Here is a 15,149-nt window from a genome sequence, read left to right as displayed (position 1 = left end):
GGAAATAGGTTCTAACATCATTCACTATCCCGCTCCAAAAATATGCTTTTCTCAATTTTTCAAAAAATGAGAGATGGTATCCGCAGAAAAGTCGAAACCGACGAACCGGGTCTTTACGTTGCTTTGCTATTTCCCATATTGGTCGCTTTTATTCTTACTTTTATTGGTTCTCGCATAATTGGTTATCTCATAACTTACAATGTAATCCCCCATCTCTATTTAGAACTTGAGCCGGGCCTTCAAGTCCACCACTATACTTACGGCGTTTTTATTCTTTTTTTGGCCGGGTACCTCGCTTTAATAACTAGGCATTCGGCTAGAGGAAAATTTTATGTTGCTCTCCTGCATGGTTTTGGACTTGGTTTAGCCATGGACGAATTCGGCATGTGGCTCAAATTGAGGGATGACGACATTTCACGCTGGAGTTATGATGGTTTCAATATCATAATTGGTTTGTTTTTATTCATTCTAACAGTAAAACCTGGCCTTTTAATGCTAAAAAAACTTTGGCCGATGTGGCCTTTTAGAAAATCAACCTCCTTGGACTAGACTTGACTTTGGGGTAGGTAATTTGCTATACTTACAAAATGAAGTAATAAATCCGCTATGGCGGGTTTTTTAGTTGAAAAATAGCCAAAAAGGCTGTTTTTTATTACAAAAATGAACAAAAATATAACAAAAATTAAACAAACGATGGTATTAGTGACGCTTTTAACTTTAGTGTTTTCGGTTGGTTTCCCTGTGGCCAATGCGGCCCTTTTTAACTGGACTTCTGAAGACTCAAAAGATTCAACAATTCAGATATTCAATTTTGTGACCTCTTACTTAAACGTTAATAGCGAGTTACCCAACAGCCAGAAAGAACCGGAAAATTTGCCGCTGGTTCAAAACAACTCTCTGGTTTCTATTGGCTCTCCAGTAATACAAAAAGTGATAAAATCAGTTCAGACAAAAAACACTAACCAACTGATAAGAGAAATGGTAGTTCATGCAACGGCTTACTCTTCAACCCCTGACCAAACAGATGACACACCATTTATAACGGCTTGGAACACTACGGTTCGTGACGGTATTATTGCTGCCAACTTTTTACCATTTGGCACAAAAATAAAAATTCCGGATATTTACGGCGATAAAATTTTCACAGTTGAAGACAGAATGAATCGCAGATATTGGTACAGAATAGATATTTGGTTTCCAGATCGCACAAGCGCCTTGGACTTCGGGTTGAAGCAAGTAAAAATTCACGTTCTGGAATCCTAATCTATGAAACAAAATCTTGCCGAAAGGTAAGATTTTTGTTTTAATAAAGGCAGGCGCCTGTAGCTCAATTGGAAGAGCGGCTCCCTTCGAAGGAGTAGGTTCCGGGTTCGAGCCCTGGCAGGCGCACATGCTTGACTTCATAAATAAAACATGCTATTATTATATAAATAGGGTTCCAAACCCTATTTATATTTAACTACTATCTACTAATTTATTACTATTTACTTATTATTTATATGAAAAAAATAACTTTTACTTTCCTATTAATTATCTCCATATTGCTCGGCGTTTATGTTCCCCTAGCTAACGCTGCTGAGTTTTCTTTTTCAGATAATTTTTCAGAAAATTACAATATAGATACCAGCCGTAGCAATTACAAATTTGCTAATGGCATGATAAGTGCTCCCGACAATGTTATTTCTACAAATATAGTTTCGGTACCGTTAATAAATACCTACTACAATATTGGCTCCGCCCGACTGGAGGTTTCTGATTATTCCCCCGCTGGTGGAAGAATCGTATATTTTATCAGCAACAATAACGGCAACACTTGGACTGAAACTACTAAAAATGTTTTTGTAAATTTTTCTAGTCTAGGTAACAGCGCACGCTGGATGGCGACAATAGGACGCGCAAACATCAATTCAGCTAGCCCAGAAATACATTCAATTAAACTTACCGTGCGTGAATCCGGGTCTGTGGTTTCAAGTTATTACTATGGTACCTCGGCTACAACAGACTTTGGAAATTTTGCTTTCAAGCAAAATGTAGTTCCAGATAACGAACTAAATAGCGTCCTTGGCAGACAAGTTTTTACACGCAGCGGTTTTTTAGCAACAAATTCAATCCTAAATACTACAGTAGTCCAAAATAATACAAGCAATGCCAACAATAACACCCAGGTAGCCGGTGCTTCTATAAATAAAGTTTCTGGGGTTGCCACTGGAACTACTTCCAGTTTGGTATTGTCGCTATTGATTAGTACTTTTGCTACAATTATATATATGACCTACACCCAAACCGACTTATTCAAAAACCGTGAAGCATTGGCAGTGGTCAAAAAACATCGCTCTGACAAAAACCGGTTTAATTTCTTATGATAAGAACCGGGCGGCTCAAATCCAAAGCCATGAGGATACTTTGGAAAAACAAATTCTTAGTTTGGAATTTGGCGGCCCTAATTTTCATTAAGGTATTTTTTTCTTACTCGGGTCTACAATTCGCGAGTTTGGTTGATAGTCTAGCAACATTCTCCAAAGAAGAGGTAATCAGCCAAACAAATACGCTACGCCAGAATTTAGGATTGGGCATACTAAAAGAAAACCCCGTCCTCGATGTTGCTGCACTGCAAAAATTGCAGGACATGATACAGAACCAATACTTCGCCCATTCCAGCCCGGCTGGTGTTTCACCCTGGTACTGGATGGATACTAATCAATACAAATATAACTACGCGGGAGAAAATCTAGCCATAGGATTCCTGACAGCCAAAGATACTGTAGATGCGTGGGCTAACTCGCCATCACACAGGGAAAATCTGCTCAACTCAAATTATAAAGAAATAGGCATAGCTATAGCTCCTGCAAAAATTGCAAATAGCCAAGGTTTTCTGGTGGTACAGCTTTTTGGAACACCAAAACCAACAGTACCCTCAAAAACTATCGCTCAAACAAGACCTCCTATTAAAACCCCGGATGCTACTCCAATAGCTATTTCATTATCACCAAAAGAACCTGTTATTTCCAAGATCGACAATATCAGTTCACGATTTAATAAAATAACTCAAATTTTCAATGCTACTTTCATACTTTACGCTCTGGCTGCTTTCTTATTCTCAATTGTATTGTTATCGCTTTACGGCTTAAAAAGGGCATCTGCCATAAGAACTGCGACAAGTTTCGCGATATTAATTTTGGCCGTGGCTATCCCCGTGTTACAAACGACACATACTGCTCTAATAATATAATTCATTATTTTAAACTATGAAATTACGCTTTCTAAAAGTTTTTGTAATTTTATTCGTGCTAACTTTTACCATATTAAACGGCAGATTTTTATCTGCTAACGTAAATTACTGGCTAAAAATAAATACCGAATTACCAGACTTAGTCCAATTACCACCAGCTAAAGATAAATCCCCCGTACCACTGCCAAATATGACAACATTAACTGTTGGTAAAATAGGCATTACTGCACCAATAGTTTTTAATGTCGCCAGTGACAACGATAAAATATTAAAAAATCTGGAAAACGGCGTAGTCCATTACTCGAATACCCCAAAACCCGGTCTTGATGGTGTTTCAGTGATATTGGGCCATAGTTCCGCTTATCCGTGGTATAGAGGTAAGTATGGTTCTGTGTTTGCACTTTTGGGCAAATTGGAACCGGGAGATAAATTTTCAGTTAAATATAGCGATGGCCGGACGTTCAATTTTAACGTTAAACAATCGCTCATCTTCTCCCCTTTTTCTGACGACTTGCAACTAAAACAAATAGAAAAATATCCCGGTTCGTCTTTGGTTCTTATCAGCTGCTGGCCGATAGGCACTAACTATAAGCGCATTGCGGTACAGGCAGAACTAGTTAAATAGATATAAAACTCCGCCAACTGGCGGAGTTTTATATTGAAAAAAATATATTTTTTTGTTATCCTCAACAAATAACCCAAACCATTTTGCTTCGCAAATTGATCGGGCGATTAATTTGTTTACAAATTAATTTAGCCGCCCTTAGCTCAGTTGGTAGAGCTGCTCCCTCTTAAGGAGAAGGTCGTAGGTTCGAATCCTACAGGGCGGACAATGTTAATGTTTTGACAAAGTTTTTTGGATAAGCGACGCGAGTATTTTCAGGACACTATCAATGTCCTTTTTTGTTGTTTGCCGGCCAAGAGTAATGCGGATATTTCCCTTCGCAAGCTCGTTAGATAAATCTAGCGCTTTAAGCACGTGTGACGGCTCTGTTGAAGTTGAAGTGCAAGCAGATCCTGTTGAGACCTGGATGCCTTTTTGATCAAGCGCGAGCATGAGCATCTCGCCGTCTACGTTTTTAAATGAAATATTTATATTATTAGGCAAACGTTTGATTGGGTCGCCATTGAGACGGCTATCGGGAATTGTTTTTAAGACTTGGCGTATCATATAATCGCGAAGTTTAACCAACCGCTTTCTCTCCCCAACCTTGCTTTTGTCAGCCAACTCCAACGCTTTGGCAAAACCCGCAATTAACGCCGGGTTTTCAGTGCCGGCACGAAGTCCCCTTTCTTGAGAGCCACCAACTATCTGCGGCACAAGTTCGGTACCCCGTCTGATAAAAAGACAACCAGTTCCCTTGGGACCATATATTTTAGATCCGTTTAGGGTTAATAGATCAATTCCAAGCTGGTTAACATTCAAGTTTAACGCTCCGGCCGCTTGGCAGGCATCGGTATGGAAAAAAGGTTTTAGGTTATAGGTTATAGGTTTTAGGTTTTGGCGAAAATTTCTAATAATTTTGGAAATCTCCGTAATGGGTTGTATTGTGCCGATTTCATTATTGGCATACATAATCGAAACTAGTATTGTATCTGATCGCAATGCACTGCGTAAAACTTCTGGGTCAATTAATCCGTTTTTGTCTACATCTAGATAAGTTACCTTAAACCCTTCGTTCTTATCCAAATATTCACAGGCACGCAATACGGCAGGATGTTCGATTTTGGAAGTTATAATATGCTTGCCGTATTTTTTATAAGCCCTCGCTACTCCGAATATCGCTAAATTCGCCGACTCCGTGCCTGAACCGGTAAAAATTATTTCTTCTGATTTTACTCCAAGCACCCTTGCCGTTGCTTTGCGTGAATCTTCAATAACCTCTCTCGCCTGTCGTCCAATCTCATGTACCGACGAAGCGTTACCCCAGCTCTCCCGCAAATGCTTCAAAACCACCCGTTCCACCCGCGGATCTATCGGTGTCGTCCCAGCATAATCTAAATAGATTGTTTTTCTTTTAGCCATAATAAAAGCCAGCTTTTGCTGACCCCTTATTATACAAATAAAAAACTAAAAAGCTAATCCTATATTCATAATTTAATTTTCAGAATGCTTTTTAACGATACTACCGGTGAACCCAATCTCTTTCATGATAGCAATTTCCTCTTGTTCGGTAAGACCAAGGGCGACCACCATTCCATTAATAAAAAAATGCCTACGCAAACTTTCCCGAGCCATTTCAGGTGTATCCGTATTCCCTTTGTCTTCTTGTTCTTGCAACCAATCCCTGTAAGCTAATAACACTTTTTTGTATGTTTCAAGACCCTCTCTGTATTTGTCAGAGTCAGATTTTTCCTCCAATTTGGCATGTGTTTTTTTATCTCTCTCAATATTTTCCATAATTTTTATTTTAATAACCCCTCGATGACTGCCTGAAAATTAGCAAACGGCTGGGCGCCAACGATTTTTTGGCCGTTAATGAAGGTGGTCGGTGTACCCCCCACGCCAGCCTTGCTTCCCTGGGCCATATCATCACTTACATGCTGGGCATATTTGCCGGAATTAAAACATTCGTTGAACTGGGACATATTGAGCTCAATCACCCCCGCCCATTTAACAATTTCGGGTTTGCCGAATTGTATTGTTCCTTGCCCAAGCTTCGCTTGCTCTTCAAAAACCTTATCATGAAATTCCCAAAACTTGCCTTGGTCGTTGGCACATTCGGACGCTTCCGCCGCCGGACGCGCTCCGGAATGAAAATCCAATGGATAATGCTTATAAACGAACTTGGCCTTGCCGGTATCAACGTAATCCCTTTTAATCTGGGGCAAGGTACCACTCCAAAACGACCTGCAAAACGGACACTGAAAATCGCTGAATTCCACGATGGTAACTTTTGCATCCTTATTCCCCAATACGTGATCGCCGGATCCAATTTTAACATCCACCCTTTCTGTTTTTGTGCCAGAGTCTCCAATTTGTGCCGTACCCATGCCGCCACGAGTATAAAATAATGTTCCTGAAATAATTAAAGCAGCAAGCAAAATCGCTCCGGGCAAAATAAACTGGGTATAGTTCAGTTTGGTTTCGTTTGGCTTTAGCGCATCTGCGGCTGTAATCTCGGCAACCGCCTCGCGAGAGTCCTCTGTAATTTCCGGCTTTGTTTCTGAATCCATGATGAGTTAATGCTAACAATAAACTGTAACGGGGGTCAAATCTTAATTACCGATATCGAATGTCCTTTGGACATTCGATATCCAAAAGTTAAAATCTTCTATTTCCATTTGGCCAAAACACGATTGCTATAAATCCTCCTATCATTGCGAAATCGCGGACAGTCACCTCGCTTATTCCAACAAAAATTAAAACGCTTAACAAAAACAGGATAGCCAAGACTGAAAAAAATTTGGCAAACACTCCGGTAATCAAACTCAATCCAACAAGAATTTCAAAAATACCATTAAGATAAATAAATTGCAAACCGGTAACGCTAAACTGCGCTATAAGTGTCTGAATATTCTGCGGCACCCAAGCATTAAGCCAATAGGCTGGACGAAACATCTTGTCTATACCGAACCACAAAAAAACCACAGCTAAGCCAAGTCTCAAAGCTAGATATGAATAACGAGAAGAGGTAAACATAGCGGCCTAAATCAATCTTTAACTTCTTACTATTGACATTAATAAATTATAAGTGTATAATACAGATAGTGGCTACTGGGATAGCGTGGCTTTGCAGTAACTTCAGGTCCCGCCTAGCGGGACCCTTATAAGACCTATTATATAATAAAACGGCCTTATCTCTACTGCAAGGGAAAACTGTTGGTAAACCCGATAGAAAATCGCCATCTTGGTTCCCACGAAGTTTTAGTAAACTAAAATCCCGCATTTATGCGGGATTTTAGTTTAAATAAATTTTGTGTGTTTTTCCAAAAACTCAAACACTTTTTCATTGAGTAACGCATTATGAATTTTGCTTTTCATCTGCTCCGGATCAATATTTTGTAAAATTTCCTGCCCGCCTGGTCCACCGTCGGCGCCCCCTCTTGCCATATATTGCTGGAGCACAAGTTCCAGCTCTCTGTTAATTTCGCTTTCGCTAACCTCAAAACGTTCCTCTTTGCCAACTGCCCTAACTATCAAACTTATTTTTACCTGCTCCTCCGCCTTGTTGCGCCAATCACGGCGAAGATCTTCCTGGGTCTTTTTGATGTGCGCTAAATACAACCCGAGTTCCATGCCTTTTTCATGCAATTCGTTGTCTAGCCCCTGTACCATGGAATCCAGGTGTTTTTCAACCAGCATCGACGGAACGTCAACTTTTGTTTTATCGGCTATTTCGTTCAAAATGGTCAACCTCATCCGGTCTTTTTCTTTCGCTTCTTTTTCCAGGGTCAGTCCTTGTTTTATGCTAGCCTCAAGTTCTGCAAGCATTTGAAACTGCCCTAGGCTCCTGGCAAAAGAATCATCCAGCTTCGGCACGGTTCTCTCCTCTACACGCTTAAGCACTATCTCAAAATCTAAATTCTTTCCGGCAATTGATTTCTGATAAAAATCATCCGGAATTTTGAGTGAAAAACTCTTTTTTTCACCGGTTTTTAACCCGATAATTTGGGCTTCAAAACCAGGAATAAACTTATCCTCGCCAATTACTAAAGGATGATTTTCACTTTTGCCGCCATCTATTAATGCGCCGGCATCTTTAACTAAAAAATCCACCTCCACGCGATCGCCCGTCTTGGCCGGCTTTTTTACCTCTTTTAATATAGCCCGGGAGCTGACAATTTCTTGCAATATCTTTTTAACTTCGACTTCATTCACCGAAATTAAGTTTCTTTTTACTGTCAAACCTTTGTAATCCCCCAATTTGACCTCAGGGAAAACTGTCAATCTAATCTGATATATCAATTTATCGGCTGAATTTTCTTTTATCATAAAATCTGACTGTTCCATCACGTCAAATTTCTCTTCGGATAATATTTTAGCCATAGTGGACTGGATGGCCAGGTTGAGCGCCTCTTCGCGAATTGTTTGTTCGCCTACTTTTTTTCGTATTGCTTCCTTTGACGCCTTACCCAGCCGAAACCCTTCAACTTTTACTTCTTTGGCTAGCCCTTTTTCTGCTTCTAACGCATACAAAAGCAAGTCTTCCTTATTAAGATTTACGATTAATTGGACTTGCGAATCTTTTAATTTATTAGCGGCAAAAGTCATTTAATTATTCCTCTTTTTTCTTTTTCTTGGCTTTTTTGGGTTTTTCTGACTCTTTTTTAGGTTCTTCACTTTTTTCTTGTTCGTCCTTAACTTCTACGGGTTCGGCACTTAGAACTTCGGTTTTCTGCACCTCTCCCTCTTTTTCAGCTTCAGCAACTTCAAGAGTCATCTTGGCCTGTGGCGCACGGACGTCAATTTTCCAGCCTGTAAGCTTGGCTGCCAAACGGACATTCTGACCCTTTTTACCAATTGCCAAAGAAAATTGGTCATCAGCTACCTCTACCAAAGCATGACGTTTTTGTTCGTCCAATATTTTTACGTCAATAATTTTAGCTGGTGACAAAGCATTCGAAATAAATTTTGCTGAATCATCGTTCCATTCAATAATATCAACTTTCTCACCGCCCAATTCGTTGATTACTGTCTGAACACGCACTCCCTTTTGACCAACCAGGGAACCAATAGGATCGACACCTTCCTCGTTTGATATAACTGCAATTTTTGATCTTGAGCCTGCTTCTCTGGCGATAGCTTTGATTTCCACGCTTCCAGCATCAATTTCGGGAACTTCGAACTCAAATAACTTTAATACCAATGTTGGATGAGAGCGAGATAATAGCACAACCGGTCCACGGTTGGTTTCCTCTACTCTTAGTATTAAAAACCTTAAACGCTGCCCTATCCGATAATTTTCCTGATAGAGTTGCTCAGCCGGAATAAGCAAACCGTTAGTCCTGCCCAAATCAATGTAAACCATACTACCTTCCACCCTCTGAACGACGCCGGAAACAACTTCGTTTTCTTTTTTCTTAAATTCTGCAAAAATTGCTTCCCTTTCTACCTCTCGTAGCCTCTGGATTATAACTTGCTTAGCAGTTTGGGCCGCAATCCTTCCAAAATCAGTTTTGGATTCACGTTCGATTACCACCTCATCACCCACCTTCAGCTTCTTGTTTATCTTCTTAGCTTCTTCAAGGGTAAGATATTTTTCGGGATTAAATTTTATTTTACCGTCTTCTTCAGCTTCGCCACCCTCAACAGGCTCACCCTTTTTGACATCGGTTCTTCTTTGAGAAAACTCAGCATCTTTTTGTATCCTTTGAAGCTCCACTGCTTCGGGTCGGTCTGGAACTTCACCTATTACATTACCCTCCTCATCCGCCCCTTCAACCACATATTTAATCTGGGTAATCTTAACATCGCCAGTTTCCTGGTTTAATTTTGCCCTGATAATCTGACCTTTCTCGCCATAGTCTCTTTTATAGGCTGCGGCAATTGCGGCCTCAATGGTTTCTACGACCTTATCTTCTGGTATACCTTTTTCCTCAGCAATTTGTTTAATCGCTGATATAAATTGTTTTGTATCTAGCATTTTAAAAATGGTAATGGCTAATGAAAATGCCCGCCTTTCTTGCGGACAACATCAGTCAATATCAACCTTAAATTTCATTATAGCAAGGCATCGGTCACAAGTCAACAGCTTATAGATTTTGACGGTTAATTTTTAATCCCCCGCTCGCCCCGGCCGTTTTTTTATTTAATTAAATTATTATCAACAGCTTATCACATTATCAACAATTGACCATGATTCCCGTTATTGCTAAACCAAAGGGTTACATATCTCGTATGTTGAAAACAAAATAATTTAAAAGTGTTAAAATTAATACGTGGCACAAATATCCACAAAACAAGACTTGGAAAAGGAACTGGAAGAAAAACTTTCCTCTATTCAGGTACAAAAAATTGAGGAAGAAACAAAAGCAACCGCTCAAAAATCAAGTTTGCCTTATGCTGACCTTAAAATATTTCCCATTGATACTAATGCTGTTTTAATCGTGGATGAAAAAGATGCTCGCAGCGGCCAGTTGGTAGTGCTGTCAAAAACTGGACAAAATCTTAAAATTGCCGTTTCTGACCCGCAAAACCAACAAACACAACTTATCTTAAATAAACTGAAAACACAGGGATATGCTTATGGACTGGTGATAACATCTCCGCTAAGTTTAGAAACGGCTTGGCAAAGATACCGCGAGAAAAAAGAACGGACAGAAGAAACACACGGAGTGGTCACTCTCAAAGAAAATGAACTATCAGATATAGAAAAACAAATAAAAGACATAGCTGATCTGAAAGAGCGGCTTACTGCCCTGCCGATAACTAAGGTTCTTGATATATTAATAGCCGGCGCGCTTAAGATAAAGGCTTCGGATATACATTTTGAACCAGAAGAAAAAGTAATACGCCTGCGCTATAGGCTCGACGGCGTGTTAAGCGATGTTGTTGATTTCTCCACGGAGGGCTACCCGAATATCCTTTCGCGTATTAAGTTGCTGTCTGGCTTAAAAATAAACATTCACGACTCACCGCAAGATGGACGCTTCACCGTAAGAAGAGAGGGTCAAGACATAGAAGTCAGGGTTTCAATTTTGCCGGGAAATTACGGTGAAAATATCGTCATGCGCATATTGGATCCCACGACTATCAAGCAAAAACTTGAGGATTTGGGCATGAGGGAAGACATATTGGAACAGATTAAAAAACTCCTTGAAAAAACCAGCGGTGCGATACTTACAACCGGCCCGACTGGTTCCGGCAAAACGACAACTCTTTACGCTTTCATAAAACATGTTAACAAGTCTGATGTAAAAATAATTACCATAGAAGATCCAATTGAGTACCATGTTGAAGGCGTTTCACAAACGCAAGTTGATCCAAAAGCCGGCTATACTTTTGCTGGCGGCCTGCGTTCAATCGTCCGACAAGATCCCGACGTGATACTGGTAGGCGAAATACGCGACGTGGAGACTGCGGAAATTGCCATGCAGGCGGCACTCACGGGACATTTGGTTTTTTCAACGTTGCACACTAACAACGCCTCTGGAACAATTCCACGGCTAATAGATTTGGGTGTAAGACCGATAACGATTGCCCCAGCAATTAATGCCGCAATGGCTCAAAGATTAGTCAGACGGCTTTGCCAAAAATGTAAGAAAAAAGAGAAAATCAGCAAAGAAGATTTGGAGTTGCTTAAAAAATATCTTGCTGTTTTACCAAAAAATATGGAAATACCGAAATTGAATGAATCACTGGAAATATTTTATCCTCAACAATGTCAAGAATGCAATAATACCGGCTATCAAGGCAGGGTTGGCATTTATGAATTATTTGAGATTGACGACGAAATGGAAAAACTAATTCTAACATCACCGGCGATATCAGAAGTCCACGGCTTAGCTGTGAAAAAAGGAATGATTACATTATTACAAGATGGACTATTAAAAGTACTAGACGGGACCACATCTATAGAAGAAGTTATGCGGGTTATAGGAGAATAAGACAGTTTTAGAATAGCTTCTAAACCCTTATAACCTGTAGGCAAAACCCAGACTTAAGGAAACCCGGGGTAGAGCAGTACCGAGGTATAAACCAGCCGGAGCCAAATTAACCATCTGCGAAAATGCTCCGATTGAGCCAGAAGGTTACCCAAACAGCTCAATTGCCTACAGATTATAGGGGTCAATAGCCATCAAAAATCCCTATGAACCCTATAGGGATTATATTAGTATTCTATAGATAAAAACATTTAATGTCAATCCCTCCAAAACCTAACCTAACAACTTCACATGATCAGGACGATCAGGTTTTGGATTTGGCTTTGAGACCAACACGATTTGACGAATACGTAGGTCAAGAAAATGTTAAAGAAAATCTAGCTATATTAATCGGCGCGGCCAAAAAGCGCAAAGAACCGCTTGAACATATTCTGATACATGGACCCTCCGGTCTTGGAAAAACCACTCTTGCTTATTTGATTGCCAAGGAATCTGGCGCCGGCATCCGTATAACTTCCGGTGCAGCACTGGAAAAAGCTGGAGACATCGGATCTATTCTCACAGGACTATCTGACGGCGACTTTCTGTTTATTGACGAAGTACACAGGCTAAATAAAACAGTTGAAGAGACCTTGTATCCGGCAATGGAAAACTACTGCCTTGATATAATTATCGGCAAAGGAACTTCGGCCAAAACATTACAGGTTAAGCTCCCACGTTTCACTTTGATTGCAGCCACCACGCGCATCTCGCTTCTGTCCAACCCTTTTCGTTCCCGATTCGGAGCTCACTACAAATTAGATTTTTACAATAAAGAAGAAGTGCAAAAAATACTGCGACGTTCCGCCAAATTACTAAAAATTGAGGTAGACAAGGATGCGATAGATAAAATTGCCGCCGCCTCACGATTTACGCCACGCATTGCCAACAGATTGCTTAAACGCGTACGTGACTATGCGCAGGTACAGGACTCACCTGTCTTGACTAGTGCGTTTGCAAACAAGGCTTTGGAACTACTCGGCATTGATGAGTTGGGGCTTGATGCTACAGACCGCAAGATATTAACCTTGATACACAAAAACTTCGCTGGTGGTCCGGTTGGACTCAAATCAATCGCCGCCGCTATTGCTGAAGAAGAAGATACAATTGAAGACGTCTACGAACCATATCTTATGCAAATTGGTTTCCTCGCCCGCACCTCCCGCGGCCGCATGCTCACCGACCTCGCCGCCAAACATTTGGGGCTTGCTCAAAAAAAGGACTCGCAAGGATCTTTGATTTAGTTGCAAAAATTAGATTAATTGCTATATTGCCGGCATGCGATTATTACTAGCGGCTATAACTTTTGGGGTTACAATTGGCGGATTGTTTTTGTTTGAAAATTATAAAGCCGGACCGAAGGAAGAAAATTACGCTCAAATTATTCAAAATATCCAAAATCAATATTCAACTAAAACTCCGACGCCTAAACTCGCAACCAAACCCAATAAAACTGCTACTAAAACGTACACTCCATCGCCAATTTCATCCTTTGCGACTACGCCTATACCTACTCCTTCACCAGTTGTTTCGTCAACTCCTACGCCAACCCCATTAGAACCGGCGGCTACTAACAGTGGCCTGCCCCTATCAGGGCAAGTCTCATCCCCTACACCGACACCTACCCTGACACTAACTCCACAACCTACACAACAAACTAATGAAATAATCGTCGTTTCTATAACTTCTCCGGTTAAACAAAATGACACCGCTCAACTTGATATAAAAACTGCGCCAGAAGCCAAATGTGATATTACGGTTACCCTGCCAAGCGGCAATCAATCAAACGCTAAAGGACTTGAAGATAAGCTAGCCGATAATTCCGGGACCATAACTTGGTCGTGGAAAATTAACTGGAACACAACACCGGGAACGGCAAACATAGATATAAATTGTTCCAAAAACGAACAAAGCTTCTCAAAATCACTGCAAATGGTTATTATAGAGCGATAACTTAGCAATATGTCCGGGCATTCTAAATGGAGTCAGATAAAACACAAAAAAGGAATCAGCGACCAGAAAAAGGGTCAACTTTTTAGTAAGTTGGCAAAGAAAATATCAGTTGCCGCACGTGAAGGTATGGATCCTTCCACTAATTACAAACTTCAATCTGTTATTGACGAAGCGCGAGTTCTCAATATGCCAAAGGATAATATTGAACGGGCAATAAAAAAAGCCGGCGATAAAGACACTACTGCGCTGAATGAGTTAGTAATACAAACCATGGGACCAGCCGGTATTGCTCTTATAATTATAGCTATAACTGATAATAAAAATCGGACCGTAAATGAAATCAAACACATTCTTGCGGAACATGAAATTAAAATGGTGCCAGAAAATTCACTTAACTGGATGTTTGATAAAAACTGGAACCCTCACGCTCCGATTGAAACTGCCCCCGAAATCCATCAAAAACTGGATAAACTTTTTGAAGCGCTAGACAATAATGAGGATGTGGAAAATGTGTACACAAATTTGGCTGAGCCAAATTTGTAAATTTCTAATTTCTAATTGCTCTAATTACCGAATAATAACAAATGACTAATAACTAATTGGGGATTAGATACTGGAGGTTTATTTAGATCAATTAGTAATTAGATTAATTAGAAATTTTAGTTATGCGCATATTAGGCATCGATCCCGGTACTTCACTTATTGGCTACGGCATTGTAGACGTAAGCGGCAAAAATTATAAGGCCGTTAATTTCGGCGATTTTAAAACGGGGGTAAACATAAAAAATAGCGACCGCGTCGTTGATGTCTATAATTTTTTTGACAAATTAGTTAAAAAATATAAACCTGATAAAATCGCGCTTGAAAGTTTGTTTTTCTTTAAAAACGCCAAGACGGTAATCAAGGTAAGTGAAATTAGAGGCGTGTTAATGTATACCGCCGCTAAAAACGGCATTGAAATTGCAGAATTCACCCCGCTACAGGTTAAACAAGCGGTTGCCAGCTACGGACGAGCTGAAAAAACGCAGGTGCAAAATATGGTAAAGCTGATACTTGAACTAAAGACTATCCCAAGGCCAGATGATGTTGCCGATGCTTTGGCTATTGCAATTTGTTGCGCGAATACGGTAGTATACACGGAAGTGTAGGTTTCGAACCTATACTCCTAGTTAACTTTAGCCCAATTTTGCCTATTATTTCGGGGGTTACCCATTTTGGGAAATCAGCGGACAGAAGCAAAATTCGGGAGGTCGTTATGAATGATATCAAATACAGTCTTATCGACGCCGACGAATTAGGCGTAGAGAAAGACGAAACCACCGGCGTAACCGCCGAGGGTGAAACAGCGGACGCAGAAGAAGAAGAAAAAGAGGAGATAACG

General features: G+C 40.4%; 16 protein-coding genes and 2 tRNA genes. 12 read left to right on the top strand and 6 right to left on the bottom strand.

What is annotated here, in order from left to right:
- Positions 1-66 precede the first annotated feature (66 nt).
- The 7 genes from HYT61_00275 to HYT61_00245 all read left to right on the top strand — a co-directional run bounded on the left by HYT61_00275 (position 67) and on the right by HYT61_00245 (position 4,059).
- Positions 67-549, top strand: coding sequence for a hypothetical protein (locus HYT61_00275; protein MBI2062674.1), 483 nt, complete (start codon positions 67-69; stop codon positions 547-549).
- Between the two features lie 111 nt (positions 550-660).
- Positions 661-1,263: a 3D domain-containing protein gene (locus tag HYT61_00270; GenBank protein MBI2062673.1), complete on the top strand. Its 603-nt coding sequence runs from the start codon at positions 661-663 to the stop codon at positions 1,261-1,263.
- Positions 1,264-1,316: 53 nt separating this feature from the next.
- Positions 1,317-1,389 (top strand) — tRNA-Arg (locus HYT61_00265).
- Positions 1,390-1,499: 110 nt separating this feature from the next.
- On the top strand, positions 1,500-2,363 hold the full coding sequence (locus HYT61_00260; GenBank protein ID MBI2062672.1) for a hypothetical protein: 864 nt from the start codon (positions 1,500-1,502) through the stop codon (positions 2,361-2,363).
- A complete protein-coding gene (locus HYT61_00255) occupies positions 2,360-3,229 on the top strand; it encodes a hypothetical protein (GenBank protein MBI2062671.1) in 870 nt (289 codons plus the stop codon). Before HYT61_00260 ends, HYT61_00255 begins: the two co-directional genes overlap by 4 nt.
- Positions 3,230-3,245: 16 nt before the next feature.
- Positions 3,246-3,854, top strand: coding sequence for a sortase (locus tag HYT61_00250; GenBank protein MBI2062670.1), 609 nt, complete (start codon positions 3,246-3,248; stop codon positions 3,852-3,854).
- A 132-nt stretch (positions 3,855-3,986) separates the two neighbouring features.
- Positions 3,987-4,059 (top strand) — tRNA-Lys (locus tag HYT61_00245).
- 5 nt (positions 4,060-4,064) lie between these two features.
- Here the strand turns inward: HYT61_00245 and HYT61_00240 are convergent.
- The 6 genes from HYT61_00240 to nusA form a co-directional block, all read right to left on the bottom strand.
- Positions 4,065-5,255 (bottom strand): cysteine desulfurase, encoded by a 1,191-nt coding sequence (locus tag HYT61_00240; protein ID MBI2062669.1) that lies wholly within the window; start codon positions 5,253-5,255, stop codon positions 4,065-4,067.
- Positions 5,256-5,327: 72 nt separating this feature from the next.
- Positions 5,328-5,630, bottom strand: a complete 303-nt coding sequence (locus HYT61_00235; GenBank protein ID MBI2062668.1) for a hypothetical protein — start codon at positions 5,628-5,630, stop codon at positions 5,328-5,330.
- Between the two features lie 5 nt (positions 5,631-5,635).
- Positions 5,636-6,406, bottom strand: coding sequence for a DsbA family protein (locus HYT61_00230; protein ID MBI2062667.1), 771 nt, complete (start codon positions 6,404-6,406; stop codon positions 5,636-5,638).
- Between the two features lie 88 nt (positions 6,407-6,494).
- Positions 6,495-6,872 carry a DoxX family membrane protein gene (locus HYT61_00225; protein MBI2062666.1) on the bottom strand — a complete coding sequence of 126 codons (378 nt, stop codon included), beginning with the start codon at positions 6,870-6,872 and terminating at the stop codon, positions 6,495-6,497.
- A gap of 264 nt (positions 6,873-7,136) precedes the next feature.
- Positions 7,137-8,444 carry a trigger factor gene (gene tig, locus HYT61_00220; GenBank protein MBI2062665.1) on the bottom strand — a complete coding sequence of 436 codons (1,308 nt, stop codon included), beginning with the start codon at positions 8,442-8,444 and terminating at the stop codon, positions 7,137-7,139.
- A gap of 4 nt (positions 8,445-8,448) precedes the next feature.
- Positions 8,449-9,816, bottom strand: coding sequence for a transcription termination/antitermination protein NusA (nusA, locus tag HYT61_00215; GenBank protein MBI2062664.1), 1,368 nt, complete (start codon positions 9,814-9,816; stop codon positions 8,449-8,451).
- Between the two features lie 295 nt (positions 9,817-10,111).
- Between nusA and HYT61_00210 the strand changes: the two genes are divergently transcribed.
- The 5 genes from HYT61_00210 (at position 10,112) to ruvC (ending at position 14,916) form a co-directional block, all read left to right on the top strand.
- On the top strand, positions 10,112-11,779 hold the full coding sequence (locus tag HYT61_00210) for a type II/IV secretion system protein (protein ID MBI2062663.1): 1,668 nt from the start codon (positions 10,112-10,114) through the stop codon (positions 11,777-11,779).
- A gap of 251 nt (positions 11,780-12,030) precedes the next feature.
- Entirely contained in the window at positions 12,031-13,059 is a 1,029-nt protein-coding gene (ruvB, locus tag HYT61_00205) for a Holliday junction branch migration DNA helicase RuvB (protein ID MBI2062662.1), read from the top strand.
- Between the two features lie 34 nt (positions 13,060-13,093).
- The gene (locus HYT61_00200) at positions 13,094-13,768 is read left to right on the top strand and encodes a hypothetical protein (protein ID MBI2062661.1); all 675 of its coding nucleotides are present in this window, start codon (positions 13,094-13,096) and stop codon (positions 13,766-13,768) included.
- 9 nt (positions 13,769-13,777) lie between these two features.
- Entirely contained in the window at positions 13,778-14,311 is a 534-nt protein-coding gene (locus HYT61_00195) for a YebC/PmpR family DNA-binding transcriptional regulator (protein MBI2062660.1), read from the top strand.
- Between the two features lie 122 nt (positions 14,312-14,433).
- On the top strand, positions 14,434-14,916 hold the full coding sequence (gene ruvC, locus HYT61_00190) for a crossover junction endodeoxyribonuclease RuvC (GenBank protein MBI2062659.1): 483 nt from the start codon (positions 14,434-14,436) through the stop codon (positions 14,914-14,916).
- Positions 14,917-15,149: the final 233 nt, after the last annotated feature.

Source organism: Candidatus Yanofskybacteria bacterium, assembly GCA_016181175.1.
Taxonomy (GTDB): domain Bacteria; phylum Patescibacteriota; class Minisyncoccia; order 2-02-FULL-40-12; family IGHO2-01-FULL-4-A; genus 2-01-FULL-44-17.
This window is presented reverse-complemented; position numbering and strand designations above follow the sequence as displayed.

What these genes read in the sequence shown, in the direction of transcription:
- HYT61_00275 (MBI2062674.1), top strand. Translation starts at nt 67, where the DNA reads ATGAGAGATGGTATCCGCAGAAAAGTCGAAACCGACGAACCGGGTCTT.
- HYT61_00270 (MBI2062673.1), top strand. Translation starts at nt 661, where the DNA reads ATGAACAAAAATATAACAAAAATTAAACAAACGATGGTATTAGTGACG.
- HYT61_00260 (MBI2062672.1), top strand. Translation starts at nt 1,500, where the DNA reads ATGAAAAAAATAACTTTTACTTTCCTATTAATTATCTCCATATTGCTC.
- HYT61_00255 (MBI2062671.1), top strand. Translation starts at nt 2,360, where the DNA reads ATGATAAGAACCGGGCGGCTCAAATCCAAAGCCATGAGGATACTTTGG.
- HYT61_00250 (MBI2062670.1), top strand. Translation starts at nt 3,246, where the DNA reads ATGAAATTACGCTTTCTAAAAGTTTTTGTAATTTTATTCGTGCTAACT.
- HYT61_00240 (MBI2062669.1), bottom strand. Translation starts at nt 5,255, where the DNA reads ATGGCTAAAAGAAAAACAATCTATTTAGATTATGCTGGGACGACACCG.
- HYT61_00235 (MBI2062668.1), bottom strand. Translation starts at nt 5,630, where the DNA reads ATGGAAAATATTGAGAGAGATAAAAAAACACATGCCAAATTGGAGGAA.
- HYT61_00230 (MBI2062667.1), bottom strand. Translation starts at nt 6,406, where the DNA reads ATGGATTCAGAAACAAAGCCGGAAATTACAGAGGACTCTCGCGAGGCG.
- HYT61_00225 (MBI2062666.1), bottom strand. Translation starts at nt 6,872, where the DNA reads ATGTTTACCTCTTCTCGTTATTCATATCTAGCTTTGAGACTTGGCTTA.
- tig (MBI2062665.1), bottom strand. Translation starts at nt 8,444, where the DNA reads ATGACTTTTGCCGCTAATAAATTAAAAGATTCGCAAGTCCAATTAATC.
- nusA (MBI2062664.1), bottom strand. Translation starts at nt 9,816, where the DNA reads ATGCTAGATACAAAACAATTTATATCAGCGATTAAACAAATTGCTGAG.
- ruvB (MBI2062662.1), top strand. Translation starts at nt 12,031, where the DNA reads ATGTCAATCCCTCCAAAACCTAACCTAACAACTTCACATGATCAGGAC.
- HYT61_00200 (MBI2062661.1), top strand. Translation starts at nt 13,094, where the DNA reads ATGCGATTATTACTAGCGGCTATAACTTTTGGGGTTACAATTGGCGGA.
- HYT61_00195 (MBI2062660.1), top strand. Translation starts at nt 13,778, where the DNA reads ATGTCCGGGCATTCTAAATGGAGTCAGATAAAACACAAAAAAGGAATC.
- ruvC (MBI2062659.1), top strand. Translation starts at nt 14,434, where the DNA reads ATGCGCATATTAGGCATCGATCCCGGTACTTCACTTATTGGCTACGGC.